The organism is Oribacterium sp. C9 (assembly GCF_002007235.1).
GTDB lineage: Bacteria > Bacillota > Clostridia > Lachnospirales > Lachnospiraceae > Oribacterium.
Genome location: NZ_MUHW01000011.1, coordinates 1 through 18,640, shown reverse-complemented (window position 1 = coordinate 18,640; position 18,640 = coordinate 1). Strand labels below are relative to the sequence as shown.

Below are 18,640 nucleotides of genomic sequence, written 5' to 3'. Positions count from 1 at the left end.
GCTGTTATCATATTGATCATTCCTGATCGAAACGGTATCCCACACCTCTCACAGTCTTCAGATACACCGGATTTTTAGGATCCTCTTCTATCTTGCTTCTGATACGCTTAACATAGACTGTAACTGTATTTTCATCCACCACGGCTCCGGTGTCATCCCATACCTGTCTGTAAAGCTGCTCCTTCGTAAATACCTCACCGGGATGCTCCATAAAGTATCTGAAAAGCATAGTCTCCCTGCCTGTGAAATCAAGTCTTTCACCGTCCTTCAGGCACTCCATCTTAAGGGTGTCTACACTGAAACGTCCAGCCTTAACCTGATCGGAGCCTGCATTGGCATAGACCTGAGTACGTCTTATGAGAGCTTTTATATTCTGAATGAGAAGTGCAGTATGAAAAGGCTTGGTCAGGTAGCTGTCGGCACCATAATCGAGCCCCATGACTTGATCCGCTTCATCAGTCTTTCCGGACAGCATGAGAACAGGGGTCATGTCATTTCTGTCCCTCATGTGCTGAAGAACCTCATAACCGCCTATTTCCTGCATCATGACATCCAGAATCACCAGACTGAATTTCTGATTATCAAGAAGCTCTATGGCATCTTTACCATCAGCCGCCTCCGTCACACGCATTCCCTCTCTTTTTAGAGCAACACGTATCGCAAGACGTATCGCAGCCTCATCATCAACTACAAGTATGTTCTCGTTCGCCATCAAAACTCCTTAATCTTAACCCAGAAAAAAATCTTTGAATTTAAACCTAAGCTTTATTGTATCCATGAGACCATTATGAGTCAATTTAAACAGAAAAAAGGTATGAGCACTGCCTGAAACGGTCATCGCTCATACCTGTAATCATCTCAAATCAGTTTTTTTCAACTTTCCCGAAATACTTTGTAACATCGAACTCTACAGGATAGCTTCCTTCTCCTGATCCTTCCTTTGCACCATAGGTCAGGATCAGATTATTACCTGATGAAAATTTCATGGCTTCAGGCCAATAATACTTATCATTTATGCTTTCAATCCGGCTTACGGTCTTGCCATCCTTATCAATTACATAGAAATCAGGCCCATAGTAACCGCACATATATAGCTTTCCTGATGAGCTGAACACCCAGATCGCACTCGCACCTCCGAAATCAGGATTCTCTTTCTTTACAGAACCGGTCTGAGGATCCAGCAGAAGCATAGTTCCACCGTGAAGAACATATGCATATCCATTATTGATTCCCAGATACTGGGACCTAGTGAGCTCTGTAGCCGGAAGCGGATCCAGCGTTTTACTCCACATAATGGAACCATTAGTCTGGTTTTTGCATGTCAAAGTACTGTATTCATAGCAATCCTCATATTTTATATTCATGGTGATCCTGGGATCTGCCGCAATAGCCGTTATACAAAATCCCAATATAAAGCCCACAACACTGATGACTATTTTCTTAAGCATATCTGCCCCCTCAAAAATAGTAGAGTTTGACTGTTCCTTCCCAAACTTTTCATCGACAGCTAACTATAAAAATATTATTAAAATATACATATTCTTTATTCACCAAAACAGGCCCCCGCATCCTGCGGGAGCCTGAACATATCTTTTGGTCTATTATGAAAATTTATGCAGCCTTCTTCTTAGAGATAAGCGGCTTAACGAATGGATATACGAGCATAACCACACATGCTGCAACAATTATGAAAGTAATTGGAGATGCGAAGATACCTACGATGCTTCCGTTCTTAAGAGTATATGCTCTTCTGAAGTTAGACTCACACATCTGTCCGAGAACGAGTCCGAGAACAAGAGCAGCTGAATTGTACTTAAGCTTTGAGAAGAGATATCCGATGATACCTGCTGCAACCATAAGTACTACGTCACCTGTGTTGTTGTTAGTTGCATAAGCACCGATTGTTGCAAGGATAACGATTACAGGTCCAAGGATAGAATATGGAACTGAAAGGATCTTTGCGAACACTCTTGCGATTCCCATGGATACGATAACCATGACGATATTTGTTACGAACATTGAAGCAAATACTGATGCAAGATACTCCGGCTGCTGCTTGATAAGAAGCGGTCCAACCTGTACGCCCTGGATAACGAGCGCTGTCATCATGATAGCTGCAGCATTACCACCCGGGATACCAAGTGAAAGAAGCGGAACCATTGCGCCACCTGTAGCACCGTTGTTTGCTGCCTCAGACGCTACGATACCATCAGGAATACCTGTTCCGAGAAGCTCAGGATGCTTTGACACCTTCTTCTCGATTGCATATGCAAGGAAGGAAGCGATAGTTGCGCCGGCACCCGGAAGGATACCTACAACTGTACCAAGTACAGAAGCACGAACCATAGTCCACTTTGTCTCCCAGAGCTCCTTGATGGAAGGAAGCTTTGCAGAAGTATCTCCGCCCTTTGCTGTTGAATCCTTTTCTACATCGATCTTCTTCTGCTTGTTAGTCTGCTTAAGAACTTCAGTTACAGCGAAAAGACCGATCATTACAGGAATCATCTCGATACCGGAAAGAAGTGTTGAACTTCCAAATGTGAAACGTGCGATACCAAGCATAGGATCCATACCGATAGTAGCAAGGAAAAGACCGATACATCCTGAGATGAGAGTCTTTACGATGTTATCACTGTCGAGACATGAAAGAACTGAAAGTCCGAGGAAGGATACTGCAAAAAGCTCTGAAGGACCGAACTTAAGAGCAACTGCTGCAAGCTGAGGAGAAATGAGCGCCATAGCGAAAGCTGCTACAAGTCCACCGAAGGCTGATGCAACAAGTGAGTATCCGAGAGCCTTACCTGCCTCACCTCTCTGAGCCATAGGATAACCATCAAAGGTTGTCGGAGCAGATGAAGGAGTTCCAGGAATCTTGAAAAGAATTGCAGTGATTCCACCACCTGTAATAGATGCACAGTAAACCGAAACAAGGAACGCGATAGCTACGATCGGCTTCATAGCATATGCGAAAGGCAGTGCGAGAGCAACCGCCATGGATGCTGATACACCAGGCATAGCACCGAAGATTACACCGATGATTGTACCACCCACGATAAAGAGGAAGGTAGAAGGTGTAAACACAATAGAAAATCCTGTCACTAATAAATCAAACATGTTTTTCTCTCCTTCTCTTTAGAATGGTAATATTGACTCAACTGCAAGAGCAAAACTACGGAATACACCTGTTCCTCTGGGAAGCATGATATCAAGAGCGCCCTGGAAAAGAACATAGATCACGATAGTGATAAGTACTACAGCGATCGCAAGCTTTGGAATATTCGGAGCCTTGAGCAGGATACCATAAACCATAAGAAAGATGATACATGTCGGTATGAAACCTATCATAGGTAAGATCAAAGCCATAACAGCCACTATGATCATACCTATAAAAAGCTTACTCTTAAGGAAACCTGCTACATCGATTCCTGAAGTGATGCTTCCTCCTTCAGCCTTCATCTTCTTAACATTGGTTATGATATTTACAACTGATAAAACGATCATGATAGCAAGTACGATCTGTGGCCAGAATGCTGCGCCAAGCTCGGTTTCAGATGCTGCAGCAGCAGGATCTGCTCCGATCATTGCAAAGAGACCTGCTCCTGCGATGATTAAAAATGCGGAAAATAAAATATCCAAAATATATCCCCCTTTCTCGGAACATCAGCCCATAAATATTTCTCGAAGAGGCTGATGCCAAATGCCGGATCTACTGAGAAATCTGACACAATATTTTCAAAATCGGGGAAACAGGAACCTGTTCCCCCGACCTAAACACTGACTTTATACTTTACAAAAATTACTTTGTACCAAAGAGAGCGTTGAGATTCTCATAATCTGAATCCCACTCCTTCTGATAATCAGCTGTTCCGAGCCAGCCCTGTCTCTGATCGAGACCCTGCTGCTTACAGAACTCCTGGAAGCTGTCAGATGCTACAGCCTTCTCAGCTGCTGCCTCAAATGCCTTGATAGCTGCATCAGGTGTGCCAGGGATGTAGAAGATACCACGTGCAGGACCATATGTTGTCTGGTTGTTGATGTCAGCAGTTGTCTGAACATTCTCCCAGCCTGCAAGTGTAAGGTGCTGATCTGTACATGCGCCGATAACCTTCATGTCGCCTGACTCAACCATAGCTGAAACCTCTGCAGGTCCCTCACATCCAAGGTTGATGTGTCCACCAACGATATCAGCATTGAGCTGTGAACCCTCTGTATAAGCTACAGCCTCAACCTCACCGTCAAATGCACCCTGTACGCATGCTGCATCGAGACCTGTGATAGTCATAACACCGCACTTTACTGAACCAGGATTTGACTTAAGGTATTCCTTAAGCTCTTCCATGTTGTTGTATGGCTCATTCTTTCCTGCTACGAATACGTTTACGTCATGTACAAGCTGGCAAAGTGGCTTAATTGATCCATAAACATCGAAATCTGTTGCACCTGTGATCTGAGCAAGCATAGGTGACTGTGTGCAGAGAAGATATGTATATCCATCAGCCGGCTGTGATGATGCGAACTGTACACCTGTAACTCCGCCCGCTCCGGACTTGTTGTTAACAACAACCTTAACACCGATCTCATTCTCAAGAGCAGTTGCGAAAGCTCTGAGTGTTGTATCAGCTCCACCGCCTGTTCCCCAAGGACAAACGATTTCGATGTTTCTGTCCCATGTCCAGTCAGATGCAGCTGCATCTCCTGAAGCCTCAGCCTTTGTCTCTGTTGTCTGTCCGCCGCTTGAAGCATTTGAGCTGCCACCGCATCCTGCGAGAACTGCCATTGTCATCGCTGTAAGAACAGCAATAGAACCTAAGAATCTCTTTTTCATAATAGAACCTCTCCTTTCGTTCTTTAACCTATGTGCAGATTATATATTCGGAGCGGTCTAAAACACAATAAATCGGGCATAACTAACAGTGACAGTTTTGTCACTTTTGTAATCTTCAATGATTTCACACAACCATGCCACGATTAGATCAGAGCCTTAATTTCCGGTTCCATATAACATCAAGTCTGACAAATTTGATATCCTGCTTCCCACAGTTCACTCTCCGTTTGGCTGTGGAAAGTCAGGCATTTTATCCAGTGATATCAACGTATTCAATTCCTTATAAAGTTCTTTTACGGTGATATGTCTGTCGAAATATCCGTTATTCAGATACCACTCAAACTCAGTTATCTTCTCATCCGATGTAAGTATCAGCCTGATCTCAGGTTCCAGTCTTCTCACTATCTTCAGAGTCTCCACACCATTCATCAGCGGCAGATCATATGCCGATATGACCATGCCGTAGTAATTCTTTTTCTTCTGTATCAGAGAAATTACTGCTGCCGGATGATCAAAGTACTCCACCCTGTAAGTACTTCCTTTAAATATCTCTTCTATTCTTTCAATATTTATCTTCTTGTTATATATGATTGCGATTCTCTTTATGGCAGCGATCCTGCTGATCTGATTTTCTTTGGTATCCTCAGTAACAGGAAATCTCATGATGAATGTGGTGCCTTCATTGCTGCTCCTGACATCCATGGTTCCACCCATGGATGTAACTATATTCTTTACCACACTGAGTCCGAGACCCGTTCCCTGTCTGCTTCCCTTGGTCGTATAGAAAGGTTCAAAGATACGCTCTATAGTCTCATCAGGAATACCGCAGCCTGTATCGGAAACCGAAAGTACCGCCTCATCGTCCTTTTTCTGAAGTGTTATCCTGAGTCTTCTGATGGCGGCGCCTTCCATAGCGTCATAGGCATTTTTACAAAGATTCAATAGTATATGCTCTATGTTTCCCTTTCTTCCATAAAGGTGAATGTCTTCTTCTGTGATTTCACTTTCAAACTTTATCTTTTGCGGCGTCAGGCGCTTTACGATCTTAACGGCCTTACTTGTCTCATCCCGAAGATCCATAAAGCTAAGCTTCGCTCCCGTATCCTGTCTTGCAAAGCTAAGAAGGTCTGTGGAAAGCTGCTTTGCCTGATCCAGAGAACCCGACATTTCCTTCAGAAGCTCATGATTTTCATCTGAGATCGTTTCGTCCCCCTCCAGAAGATCCACATACACCATGACAGGCGTTAGGAAATTGTTGAACTCATGAGCGATATGACTTGCCATCATACCGAGAGACTGCACTCTTTGATAGTTTCGTATCTCATCGCTCTGCTTCTGTATCATCTCCATTCCGCTGTTAATTTCTCTCAGATAATTTATTTCCTTTCCCTGTCTTACGATATTCATGCAGACGGCTGTTCCGATGATAGCGAGCAGAAAGATGATGAGAGTGATGAGCAGAAACATTGTTATGAACTGTGTAAGCGGTCCGGAAAGTACGTTCATGGGAAGCACTGCCGTTACTGTCCACTCTTCGTTCTGTATATACAGCTTTGTAAATGCTCCTATCATACTCTCAGGAACCAGTTCTTCGTTGTACAGACGGTAGGACTGGATCACATCATACCCTTCCGCCACCTGTTTCTGATAGTTGGTCCACCTGAAAAGATCATCAAAAGCATTGGGATTCCCCGTGGTATTTTCATGTACAGTATGAAATCCGTAGGTACCTATCTCATCCTGATGAGGATGCATCATGATTGTATTTGCTGCATCCTTAACATAGATGAATCCGGCGCCGTTTATCTGAACCGGCTTGATGATCCTGTTGTAGATCTCGCTCATATTTACGGCATAGATTGCCGTATACATCTTTTCTCCCACCTTAAGAGTTTTCTTGATATAAAGAGTATATTCTTTGTCCGCTTCGGAATAATGCTTACCTTCGATCTCCGCCCTGTAAACTTTATCCAGCGAAACCTGCTTCATACCGGTGATTATCTTTTCACGGTTTTTTTTGATATTTCCTCCGGACACCACAAGATCAGCTATCTGACGATTCTCATCCACCAGCACGTAACCTCTGTAAAGAGGAAAACTATCATCAAGCAGATATTTGTTCTTACTGTGAATCTCAGTTAAACTTTCATTCTGCCTCGCGAAGGTAACGTCTATCTTGTCCCTCTCCTGCTTTAGATAGTTGTTCATATTGTCTCCGACTATACGGGCAATGGACAAAAGCTGAGTCTCCTCCTGCTTGATCAGCACCTCGCTGTAGGTCATATAACTCTTGAAATCTATGTAAAAAATAAAAAGCATGATGATGGCCAGCATGATCAGGCCGAACTTCTGAGCCACATCTGCATAAATCTGATTGTATTTGTTTATTCTGTTCATGAATTCTGCTCCGTAATGTTATGTCATAATTATGACATCATTATAAAAAATCAGATCAAAAAAACACAGAGGTCACACCAAGTTTTTCCTTGACCGACCTCTGTGTAAATTTTCTTTAAAAACGCAGAATTTTGCACCCTGCAAACTTTTTAGTTAAGCCGCCATAGCAAGTAGTTTCTTTATCTCATTGATAACTGCGTCTGTATACTCTGTTGTGGAAGCGTTGCCTCCGATATCCTTTGTTGTATGGACTCCCTCATCCATTACGTTCTTGATGGCAGTTCTTATCATATCTCCATACTCACCGAGTCCTATATGATCGAGCATCATACATGCTGACCAGAGGAATGCGGTAGGATTTGCGATATTCTTTCCGGCGATATCAGGTGCTGAACCGTGTACTGCTTCAAACATAGCCATGTCTGTGCCGACATTTGCAGAAGGCATGAGACCAACTCCGCCAATGAGACCTGAAGTAAGATCAGTGATGATGTCTCCGTACAGATTCTCGGTTACCATTACATCGAACTTTGTAGGATCCAGAACCAGATTCATACAGCACGCATCTACGATCATGTCCTTTGCCTCGATACTTGGATAGTCCTTAGCCACATCATAGAAAACATCCAGGAAAAGTCCGTCCGTAAGCTTCATGATATTAGCCTTGTGAATACATGTCACTTTCTTACGTCCGTTCTGTACCGCGAAATCAAATGCTGAACGGCAGATTCTCTCTGACTTGTCTCTTGTTATGATTTTGATGCTGTGCATCTCATTATCAGAGATTTTCTCCTCAACTCCCGCATACAGGTCTTCGGTATTCTCACGGAATGTGACAATGTCAGTATTAGGGAATGGTGTAGGAACCGCTGAATTTGACTTCGCAGGACGGAAGTTTGCATAGAGATCATACTTCTTTCTCATGGTTACATTGAGAGAACGGAAGCCCTTTCCTACAGGTGTTGTGATAGGACTCTTCAGAAGCACCTTTGTCTTCTCGAATGATGCAAATGCCTCATCCGGGATAAGCTTTCCGTTTCTGTTGTACTCGGCTTCGCCAACATTGAATATCTCAAATTTAACGGGAGCATGTGCAGCCTGGAATATGGCAAATACTGAATCTGAAATTTCAGGTCCGATTCCGTCGCCTCTAAAGAAAGTTACTGTCTTAACTGCTTTGTCATCTGCTGCTCTCATGGCTTACCTCCCGCTTCATTGCTCACTGTTTGTTCATTTGTTTTTTGTGTCAGTTAATATACAGGTTCTGTTATCACTTCCGATAACATCAATATCAGCTAACTTTGTATCACGCTATTTAGGACTTGCTTAATGTGTCCTTATCTCTTATGGTTCATATCATAAACCCGATTAAAGGACTTGTCAACCATGTCCTTATTATTTTTCGGAATATCTTCTATAACATGTAGGTTCTGTCTGTTTTACGCTGATTCTGTTCCACCATTCACTGTATGTATAACTGTCATATAATTCCGTGTTATCAAATAAAAAAAAGCATTTCAAATGAAATGCTTTTTTTTATTTCGATTTAAAGACATATAGGACTTATTTTCTGTAATAAATGATCAGACTGCCGGATAGAATGATATCTCTTTCTTCCTCCGTTAATTTATCAAGTGTAGTTTTTATGCACCTCTTCTTATGTTTTTCTATATTTGAAGTACTGAGTCCAATAAGCTCTGACTCATCCTTTATTTCGAATCCCTCATCAAGAACATATACATTGAGATCACTCTTTCCGCTTTTCAGTATATCCCTTATATCTTTTATGTAGAGGTAACTGCCTGCCGGTATATCAAGAGTCTCTTCGGTACGAAGAGGAAGCAGTCCCCAGTTTATGAGATTGCTGCGATAGCGTTTTGTAGAGTATTCATTGGCTATATTTGCGAATCCTCCCAGAACCTTCTGGCAGGATGCAGCCTGCTCACGGCTTGACCCGTCACCGATCTGATCCGAGATCATGACAGACCCGAAGGTAATAGCATTGGCACCATCATCCAGATTAGCCCTCGAGCTTATGGTTCTCACGGACTTTGCCGCAGGCACGTACTGTGGATCTCTCGATACCATGGTATATCCTGAGATCTTTTCCGGATTTGAACGATAGGAGCTTATCTCTCCTGATGGTATGAGCTCGTCTGTAGTTACAGAGCCCTTATATGAACCTGCCACCTTCAAAAGAAGATGCGTCTTTAATCCTGCCATCTCCGGCCAGTCGGCTATATTAGGACCCTTAACTATTTCAGCATCAGGATCTCCATGTCCGAAATTGTAAAATACCTGCTTCTCATATATATTCTTGTTGAAATTATGCTTGATATTTCGGTACTCCACATCAAGCTCCGTTGCTGCAGTGAGTTTTCCGCCGTTTCTTACAGTAGCCGCTATGGACCTTGCATCCATAAGGCATACTGCCGACATCTGCCCCTGAGTAGGCTTACTTCCCTCACGATTCGGATAATTTCTCGTCACATGACGTATGGATAGTTGATCATTGGCAGGTGCATCCGTAACTCCGAAGCATGGACCACAGATGCAAGGGCGCATGGTCACACCTGAAAGTGCCAGCTCAGATCCTATCCCTCTTGTCATGAGATCTTCCATTATAGGCAGCGATGCAGGATTCACATGAAGGTTAAGCTCCTGACCCTTGATTCCATAAGTTTCATTCTCCATACCTGACTTAAGAATATCACTAACAGCCACTATATTCTCGAAAAGACCTCCGGCACATCCTGACACCAGCGCCTGATCCGGATAAAATTCACCGGATTTCACATGCTGTCTGATACAGAACGGCTTTCCGGCACCACCCTTAATTTTATTTCCGTCTTCCTCAACTTCTCCTAAGATCCTGTCCATATCCGCTTTAAATTCTCTGATACTCATCGCGTTTGATGGATGAAACGGAAGTGCTATCATTGGTTCCACAGTGTCCATATCTATCTCTATGAACCTGTCATAGTAAGCCCCTCTATCAGGGCTAAGCCTTTTATAGTCTCCTGCTCTTCCATGTTCCATAAGGTATTCTTCCGTCTGCTCATCCGTACACCAGATGGAGCTAAGCGCAGCGGACTCAGTTGTCATAACATCTATTCCCATCCTGAATTCCATGGATATATTTCTTATTCCAGGTCCCATGAACTCAAGAACATTATTCTTGTTGAATCCGTTTGAAAAGGTCTTTTCGATAAGTGACAGTGCCACATCCATAGGTCCAACGCCCGGTCCGGGCTTTCCCGTAAGTCTCACTCCTATTATTTTAGGGTATGGAATATCATATGTATGTCCCACCAGCTGCTTGACCAGTTCTCCTCCGCCTTCTCCTATACCCATGGTGCCCAGCGCACCGTAACGGGTGTGAGAATCTGAGCCAAGTATCATCTTCTCACTTCCCGCCATCATTTCACGCATATACTGATGTAGAACTCCTCTATATGGTGGAAGAAATATACCTCCATACTTCTTTACATTTGAAAGTCCAAATGCGTGATCATCTTCAAGTATGGTTCCGCCCACAGCGCAGAGAGTATTATGACAGTTTGAAAGAACGTATGGCAGCCTGAACTCACTGAGGCCTGCAGCTCTTGCGGTCTGCAGAATGTTTACATAATTGTTGTCAGGAGAAACCATGGAATCAAACCTGAGCTTAAGATTTTTCATATCACCACTATGATTATGCTTTGACAGTATTCTGTAGGACATGGTCTTTTTACGACCTTCTTCTATATAAGCCTCTGTAACCTCTGCCGAAGCTTCTGCAATATCCTTTGGTGGTTCAAGAGAAATTTCCTGATTTCCATTAACAAAAACACCGTGATCAGTCAGTCTAACCATATATTCTCCTTTGCCATAATTATTTATATCATTAAATTAAATATCCGTATCCTGTCATCCAGAACAGCTCTTTCTCATTCGTAGTAAAAAAAATCCCTATAATCTTAATTTGATTATAGGGATCTTCCTGCCATAAGTACAATATATTGAAATGTATGATTTGTATTAAATTTCTTCTATGTAAGCAGGAGAGCTTTCCATATCACCTGTTTTATACCATTGTATCCGGCTTTATGCCCTGATATCTCGCAAAAACATCCCGCATGGTCCTTATCAGAGTTCTCTCGGCATCATCCAGATAAACACCCTCTTTATAGACGATATTCACGTCCCAGCTGTCACTTTCATCACTGTAATTGAAGACCTCAAAGCCGGCATTTCTGAGAGGCTCTATGGCTCTTTCCGGAACTATGGTTATACCGAGTCCTGCACTTGCAAGCTGTGTTGCTGAAAGACAGCTGGATACCTCCATTATTTCCTTCGGTATAAAATCAAATCTTCTAAATATATCTTCAACCTTCCGTCGGATATATTGGCCTCTCTTCATGATGATGAAAGGAAAAACATTAAGCTTATTGAAATCCACCTCAGGAATCGTATCAGCTGTTCCGGGTCGAATGATCATATCATCAGTTATCATACCCTTACCCGCAACGAGATACAGCTTCTCTGTATAGATATATTCCACATTCACTCCGGGCGGCAGATGGGATCTCCCCCCCGGCAGGACACAGAATGCGATCTTATCATTCATAAGATTGTTGATGATCTCCTCAGAACGTGATTCCTGAAGATAAATCTTGATATTGGGATATATTTCTCTGAAAGCACCTATGACCTTCGGAAGCATATACCCTGCTCTTTCAGTCGGTATACCGATATTGATCCGACCTTTCTTACCATGTCCTATATCTGAAAGCTCACGTCTCAGATTGTCCTTCATAACAAGTATCTGTCTTGCTGTCTTCACATATCGTTCACCGGCATATGTGAGTGTTATGGGATTTGTCTTTCTGTCAAAGAGCTTTACCCCCAGATCCTCCTCCACCTTGGATATGATATAGCTTAATGAAGGTTGTGAAATATACAGTTGCTTTGCAGCTTCTGTGACTGAATGATTATCAGCAACAGCAGTTATGTAAGTCAGTTCCCTAAAATCCATATTCCCGATCCCTTATAATTTACTTTCTGCTTCTAAATATAGCATAGGATATCACATAACGTGAATGCCAAAAGTCGATATCATTCTGCCTCATATATTATCTCTTTAACCTCTTCACCGACATATTCCGTAACAGATGGATCCATGATAACATGAGCTCCCTCTTCTATGCCTTCTATCTGAGTACACTCATTATCTCTTACACCCGAGGTCACATATACCTTTGTAACAACCCCATCATTTATCATATAAACATATGAACCAGCATCGTCATCATATATACATTCATTGGGTACGCTTAAAGTATCAGATACCTCATCGAGAGACAATGTCACATCTGCCTCAAGTCCCACTATAAGCTCATCTTTTGTGTCCAGCTTTATTTCCACAACAGCCTTGGCTTTTCCGCTTGCATCATTTTCTGCTGTCTGATTTATCCTCTCAACTATTCCTTCGTATATCTTGTCTCCGATTCTCACCTCGGCTTTTTGCCCGAGTTTTATGGAGTTGATATCATACTTTGATACCTTCATCTTTATCAGATACATATCATCAGCTTCGATTTCCATTATAGCTGCACCCTTTTCCACCATAGCTCCTTTATCGATAAAGCATGCCGTAACGATTCCATCAGCTGTTGATCTTGTTCCTGTCTGAGCCACCGAAAGATCTCTTTCTGCCTTTTCAAGTGCCTGATCATTTAAAGCAACCTGCTGTTCCCTGCTGTATATATCCCCGGTGCTCACAAGCATACTTTGTGCAAAATCCTTTTGGGACCTTGCCTCAGACCAAAGTTTAAGCACAGTCTCCATGTTTGCCTGTATCTGCAGATATTTTTCATGTGTTGCCGCGTCCATACCTTCCTCAGGAAGGGTCAATCTGTCCACCTGAATATCTGTCAGCTTTCTGTTTAATGTTGCTATATCCTCATGGTAGTCGATAGCCTTATCTGTCTTTCTGTCTACCTTCGATTTGCTGGCTTCCTCTTCATCCTTGGTAAGTAATTCGATTTTCTTTAATTCGATCTCTGTCTGCGCTACATTCTGCTCCTTCTGTACTATCTGAGACTGAAGTCTTAGTATATCCCTGTCATACTCTTTTTTGGCTTCTGCAATAAACCGGTCATCAGCATAGCTTTGGTTAGCGAGAGTTCTCAACTGTTCCTCAAGTGAAGTATATGTCATGGCACAATTATTTATCTGAGCCGTAGCATCATTCATCATTTTTTCGTAGGTTGATTTTTTATTACGGTCCGCATCAAGGATCTTTTTACTGAATTCAGCATCGGTCTTTGCCAGATCCACTTTTAGCTTCTGATTGTCCATTACGTAATCAACCAGCTTGTCACCTGACTTTACTCTGTCACCCACCTGAACCGCTTTGGAATCAACTATTCCCGAAACATCAGCATAGACAGTTATCTTTTTTCCTCCGGATATCCTTCCTGTTCCGTTGATCTCGGGATTGATAGCCTGTTTACCCGCAACAATAACTATCATTTCTTCAGGCTGCATAATATACCAGACTCCTGCAGCTGCAACAACGATGCATGCTAAAATTATAAGTCCTCGTTTTAAATATTTTACCATCACTCGACTCCCTTTAGCGCCTCTACCATATTAATGGTCTTTGCTCGTGATGAGATTATCGCATTTACTGTGATCGAAAGAATAAATGAGACCATTATGGAAATTAAATATGGCTTAAAGCTTATCTTGTATATATAATCTGTTGAGTAATCTATGTTGCTCATGGTAAAAACAAGAATTTGTTTTCCCAATATGAGTCCGATAACGGTGCCAATTCCATCTATGATTATACTCTGCTGATTAAGTATCCATCGTATATTCTTTGTCGAAAAACCGAGAACCTTAAGTGTAGCCACCTCTCTGATTTTTTCAACGAACGATAAGATTCCCAGATTATACATAACAACTATTCCAAGCATTACCGCGATAATCATTATATAATAAACCTCCTGATCCGTTGCGGCGCTTTTCAGCTTCATAGCTCTTATATATTCTTCCTTTTCAAAAACACTTATTATCTCTTCTCTTTCAGTAATATATCTTTTGGGTACGGTCATGTTTGTATACAAAAGATTAGGCTTAAACTCACCATTTATGCTTTCAAAAAATTTACGTTTCATGGCTATACCCTGCTCATCAGGTGCCTTAAATACTGAATAGATCTTCGCCTTGAACTTTTCCTTCACACCCGGGATCCTGAAGCTGATGATGTCTCCTATCCTGAGCTCCATCTCCTCCATGACCTTTGAACTGACAGCCACTCCACTATCCGGTAGCCCCACATATTTTCCTGATGCATCCTGAAAACGGTAGAGATTCCCTTCATCCATGACCGTGACATAGTAGAGTCCTTTTTCATCATTCTTATTTACGTCAGTCTGTATCTTCTCTACCATCTGCCCTTTGTATCGCCTCGAATAATCATATACTGTGCTGTAAGATGTATTCGGAGCAAAGCCTATCTCAAAGTTTGCAGGTGTTAGTCTTGTATACTGCCATTTCGAGACTCCCTTATCGAGCTCGTCCATGCCAAAAGCTGTAAGTAAAAGCGCTGTACAAAGTGTTACACCTATTATTCCTGCCACAGTCCTGACTTTGTTTCTGTTAATGTCTCTAACGTTCCATCTGCTGGCAAAGCTCAGCTTCTTCCATATAAACGTTTTCTCTATAAATCCGGCACCTGACACTGCCGGTGGCTCCGGTCTCAAGATCTCCGATGCTCTTTGAGAAAGAATCCCCTTACAGGATAGATAATTTGTCAATGCTGACATCAAAAGGACAAGCGATATCACTATTATTACTCTGGGTGAGATTTCCAGTCTTGCAAACGGATTGCAGTAGTATAATCTAAAAACATCAAAAATGTATGCTCCAAGAGTATACCAGCCGGCTACAGCACCGAGCACACATCCCATCAGACATACAAAAACCGAGTATGATATGTAGTGTATGAAAACCGTTTCTCTTGCAAAGCCCAGTGCCTTGAATGTACCGATTATCGTTCTCTGCTTAAGTACAAGCCTCGTCATGGTAGATACTATTCCCAGCAGGGCGATGGAAATGAAAAGACATGGAAATACGATTTCCAAAGTTTCATTAGATTCGATATCACTATGAATCGACTGATGAGCTCCGTTATCCTTTTTGGATTCACATGTCACATTTGTATTTGCAAACAAATTCTGTATTTCAAATTTTACTGCTTCAATTTCTTTTTTATCGTTATCTGTGAGATTAAATTGATTAGATACGTTTTTGAGATCTATATAGATGGTATCATAGTGTAACTCTGATCCCGGATACTCACCGGAATCCAAAAAGGCATATCCGTATTCTCCTACCTTGGGCTCCGTATATGTATTATCTATTTTAAAATAAATATGATCAGGATTTTCTATTATCCCCTTTACTATCTCATCAAAGGCTACACCGTCACATTTAAGAGAAAGGCTGTCTCCTACTTCTATTCCCTGCGCTTCTGCGAAATATCTGTCTATCCAGATACCTTGTAGATCTTTATCGTAATGAGTTCCCTTTGATAACATCATTTTCGATATATTGTTCTCTTCGATAAAATTGAACTCCAGCTTTTTTTCTTCACCTCTGATATTTATTTTTCCATTGGTGGTATATCTAAGCTCTGCATTCTTTACTGAAGGCAAATTAAGTATCAGTGACATGTCTTCTTTGGAAAACTTTTCTGCAGCGACACTCATATCCATGAAATTGGTCAAGGTAAAATATTCATCTACAGAATTACCCATTCCGGTAACGACAGAATCCAAAGATTCCATGATGAACATGGCAAAAAAGCACATCAGAAAAATAGCTAGAAACTGTACCAAGTTTTCTTTCAGATCTCTGATTAATTTTTTTGCCAGATTCTTACTCATTATCCATTACCAATCCAATTCTAAAGCATCCTTAGGCTTATCATTTGCGATGATCTCATCTATCGTTCCGTTCTTCACCATGATAACTTTATCCGCAATTTCTGCGAACAAAGCATTATGAGTGACCATAACTACAGTTCTTCCGTCTATTCTGCTCTGATCCTGTAGTAGCTTTAGAACTTCCCGACCGGTATGTGTATCCAGCGCACCCGTTGGTTCGTCGCATAAAAGTAGTCTCGGTTTTTTTGCTATTGCACGGGCTATGGCTATTCTTTGCTGCTGTCCTCCTGACATCTGAGACGGGAAATTATCTTTTTTATCCGCAAGTCCCACTAATTTAAGTGCATCTATAGGATCCATGATATCTATGCCGAGATCACTCATTAAATCAACATTTTCATATGCTGTAAGTGACGGTACAAGGTTATAGAACTGAAAGATTATACCCACATCCTTCGCCCTGAAGCGTCCCAGCCTTTCATCATTAAATGCCGTGATTTCTTCATCTCCAAAGTAAATCTTTCCTCCCGTGGCAGCATCCAGTCCACCGACCACATTTAAAAGTGTACTCTTTCCTGAACCGCTTGGACCCAGAATTACAACCAGTTCGCCTTCCATGATCTCCAGATCCACATCATGAAGTGCTTCATATACTACCGGTCCGTTCTTGTATATTTTTCCTACTTTTTCCAGCCTGATAAGTGCTTTTGTATTTTCTTCCATATCTATACTTCGACAGTTCTGTTAAAATGATTAAATTTTTGCAATAAAATATAAATTTATGTTTATGAATAGTTTTAAAGTTTTTTATAGTATAAGTATATCAAACATTTTTATTCTTTATTATTTTTCTGTTTTTTCTTTACTCTTTTTCTTTATCTCAACGTAAAAAGATGCAGACTCAGGCATCCCCTGATATCTGCATCTTCAGAAGTAAATATATTAAATTAACTCATACACACTTTGTTGAGACCTTAACTTACGGAAAATTCTTCTTACAGTCCTTATTTTTTATAACAGCTCATTTCCTTATATAGACATATCCATCCATTATACGTCTGGCTGTTCGCTGTACTGCCACTCCCGGTATCTTATAATCTGCAGGATTCGTTCCCTCCTTGACAACAGTCGGTACCATGGTCATAACGCCGCTTGGATGTCCTATTCGAACAGTCTTTTGATCGTTCTTTACATCAACGATCTTATTAACTATTGTCCCTTCAAGGAAAGCTGCGGTAGAGACAGAACTTGCCGCCGTAAGAGGAATAGCCTTATGACATTTGAAGACAGAAATCACTCTTGCGCAAATATCCATCTTATCTGCTGTAACCTCATTATCTTCGATGTCAATGTATCCCTCCGGCTTAGTCACGAATCCGACCTTTGGTACTCCCGGCTGGTTATCGGTCGCTTCCTTCAGATCACCGGCAAATCCCATCATGACACATGCTGTTCCTCTGATTTTCTCAAGCAGATCCATAACTTCCTTATTGTTGTTTATCTGCTCCGGAAGCTCTGTTCCCTTCATTCCGATATCCTCGGCTCTGACAAGAACTATAGGGTTTGAAACATCGATAATAGTTGCTTCGATTTTACCGAATCCCGGAATATCCAGAGTATCTGTAATATTTCCTGTAGGAAGAAGCTTACCTGTTTTAGAACCCGCAGGATTTAGGAAATCAACCTTAAGTTCTGCAGCTGTACCATCCACACCGGCGATCTCACAGTCACCGTCATTCGCAAAGGTGTGCGTTTCGGGATCTATAGGTACGTCAACGTTTATATACTTATCCGTATTCTTATTTAACATCCTTACTGTAGTAACAGGTTCCTTGATTTCCACCATTCCCTCTTCGACACAGAAAGCCGGAACAGCCGCAGTCATATTACCACAGTTTGATTTATAATCCACCTGTCGCTTTCCTACTATGACCTGTCCTACGAGATACTCGATGTCAACGTTAGGCTCTTCTGACTTCCAAATGATAACGATCTTGTTATTTGAAGATACTGTTCCGCCCATTCCGTCTATCTGCTTTGGATCCGGTGAACCCATCACCTGTAGAAATATTTCATCCCACTCGGCTCTGTCTGCAGGGAGGTCTTCCTTCTTAAAAAGACATCCTTTTGATGTACCGCCACGCATAAATACTGTTTTAAATTTTCTCATATGTTTTCTCCTGTCCTATGGGGTTGGTCTGACATTTGCTTCTGACATTTGCTTATTCTGCTCATCATATGAACTTTAATAACTCTATTTTCATTATAATTTGGCAGGATGAATACAGTAAAATATATATTATTGTATGTTTGACATACTATTTTTTGTATGTACATATAAAAGAAAAAAGCCCCGATGTCACCATCGGAACTTCTAAAGCTTTTATCTATATAATCATGCCTTGAAAACTGTACACCACATGTTAATAAACTATTCTCAGTAATCCATCTTCTCTTATCCAGCAAATTCAACCTATTG

General features: G+C 41.6%; 14 protein-coding genes. All 14 read right to left on the bottom strand.

Translation table 11 applies throughout. The features are described from left to right. Nucleotides 1-16: 16 nt before the first annotated feature. Nucleotides 17-712 carry a response regulator transcription factor gene (locus BXO88_RS08170; RefSeq protein ID WP_078037253.1) on the bottom strand — a complete coding sequence of 232 codons (696 nt, stop codon included), beginning with the start codon at nt 710-712 and terminating at the stop codon, nt 17-19. A gap of 151 nt (nt 713-863) precedes the next feature. Beyond that, nucleotides 864-1,448: a hypothetical protein gene (locus BXO88_RS08165; protein WP_078037252.1), complete on the bottom strand. Its 585-nt coding sequence runs from the start codon at nt 1,446-1,448 to the stop codon at nt 864-866. Between the two features lie 163 nt (nt 1,449-1,611). Continuing rightward, nucleotides 1,612-3,114, bottom strand: a complete 1,503-nt coding sequence (locus BXO88_RS08160; protein ID WP_078037251.1) for a tripartite tricarboxylate transporter permease — start codon at nt 3,112-3,114, stop codon at nt 1,612-1,614. An 18-nt stretch (nt 3,115-3,132) separates the two neighbouring features. Then, nucleotides 3,133-3,636 carry a tripartite tricarboxylate transporter TctB family protein gene (locus tag BXO88_RS08155; protein ID WP_078037250.1) on the bottom strand — a complete coding sequence of 168 codons (504 nt, stop codon included), beginning with the start codon at nt 3,634-3,636 and terminating at the stop codon, nt 3,133-3,135. A gap of 160 nt (nt 3,637-3,796) precedes the next feature. After that, nucleotides 3,797-4,825: a Bug family tripartite tricarboxylate transporter substrate binding protein gene (locus BXO88_RS08150; protein WP_078037249.1), complete on the bottom strand. Its 1,029-nt coding sequence runs from the start codon at nt 4,823-4,825 to the stop codon at nt 3,797-3,799. A gap of 216 nt (nt 4,826-5,041) precedes the next feature. Then, complete coding sequence (locus tag BXO88_RS08145; protein WP_078037248.1) at nt 5,042-7,222, bottom strand: hybrid sensor histidine kinase/response regulator; 2,181 nt, start codon at nt 7,220-7,222, stop codon at nt 5,042-5,044. Nucleotides 7,223-7,375: 153 nt separating this feature from the next. Beyond that, nucleotides 7,376-8,419 (bottom strand): isocitrate/isopropylmalate dehydrogenase family protein, encoded by a 1,044-nt coding sequence (locus tag BXO88_RS08140; protein WP_078037247.1) that lies wholly within the window; start codon nt 8,417-8,419, stop codon nt 7,376-7,378. A gap of 366 nt (nt 8,420-8,785) precedes the next feature. Continuing rightward, on the bottom strand, nt 8,786-11,077 hold the full coding sequence (locus BXO88_RS08135; RefSeq protein WP_078037246.1) for a hydratase: 2,292 nt from the start codon (nt 11,075-11,077) through the stop codon (nt 8,786-8,788). Between the two features lie 211 nt (nt 11,078-11,288). Beyond that, a complete protein-coding gene (locus BXO88_RS08130; RefSeq protein ID WP_078037245.1) occupies nt 11,289-12,239 on the bottom strand; it encodes a LysR family transcriptional regulator in 951 nt (316 codons plus the stop codon). 80 nt (nt 12,240-12,319) lie between these two features. Next, nucleotides 12,320-13,828, bottom strand: a complete 1,509-nt coding sequence (locus tag BXO88_RS08125; protein WP_078037244.1) for an HlyD family secretion protein — start codon at nt 13,826-13,828, stop codon at nt 12,320-12,322. Continuing rightward, a complete protein-coding gene (locus BXO88_RS08120; protein WP_168171654.1) occupies nt 13,828-16,113 on the bottom strand; it encodes an ABC transporter permease in 2,286 nt (761 codons plus the stop codon). The genes BXO88_RS08125 and BXO88_RS08120 overlap by 1 nt, the downstream gene beginning before the upstream one ends. Before the next feature lie 54 nt (nt 16,114-16,167). After that, complete coding sequence (locus tag BXO88_RS08115) at nt 16,168-16,884, bottom strand: ABC transporter ATP-binding protein (protein WP_078037242.1); 717 nt, start codon at nt 16,882-16,884, stop codon at nt 16,168-16,170. A gap of 298 nt (nt 16,885-17,182) precedes the next feature. Further along, nucleotides 17,183-18,331, bottom strand: coding sequence for a 2-methylaconitate cis-trans isomerase PrpF family protein (locus BXO88_RS08110; protein WP_078037241.1), 1,149 nt, complete (start codon nt 18,329-18,331; stop codon nt 17,183-17,185). Beyond that, nucleotides 18,328-18,640 (bottom strand): hypothetical protein (locus BXO88_RS16710; RefSeq protein WP_206099978.1); only part of this gene is annotated, 313 nt, incomplete at its 5' end. The genes BXO88_RS08110 and BXO88_RS16710, both read right to left, overlap by 4 nt.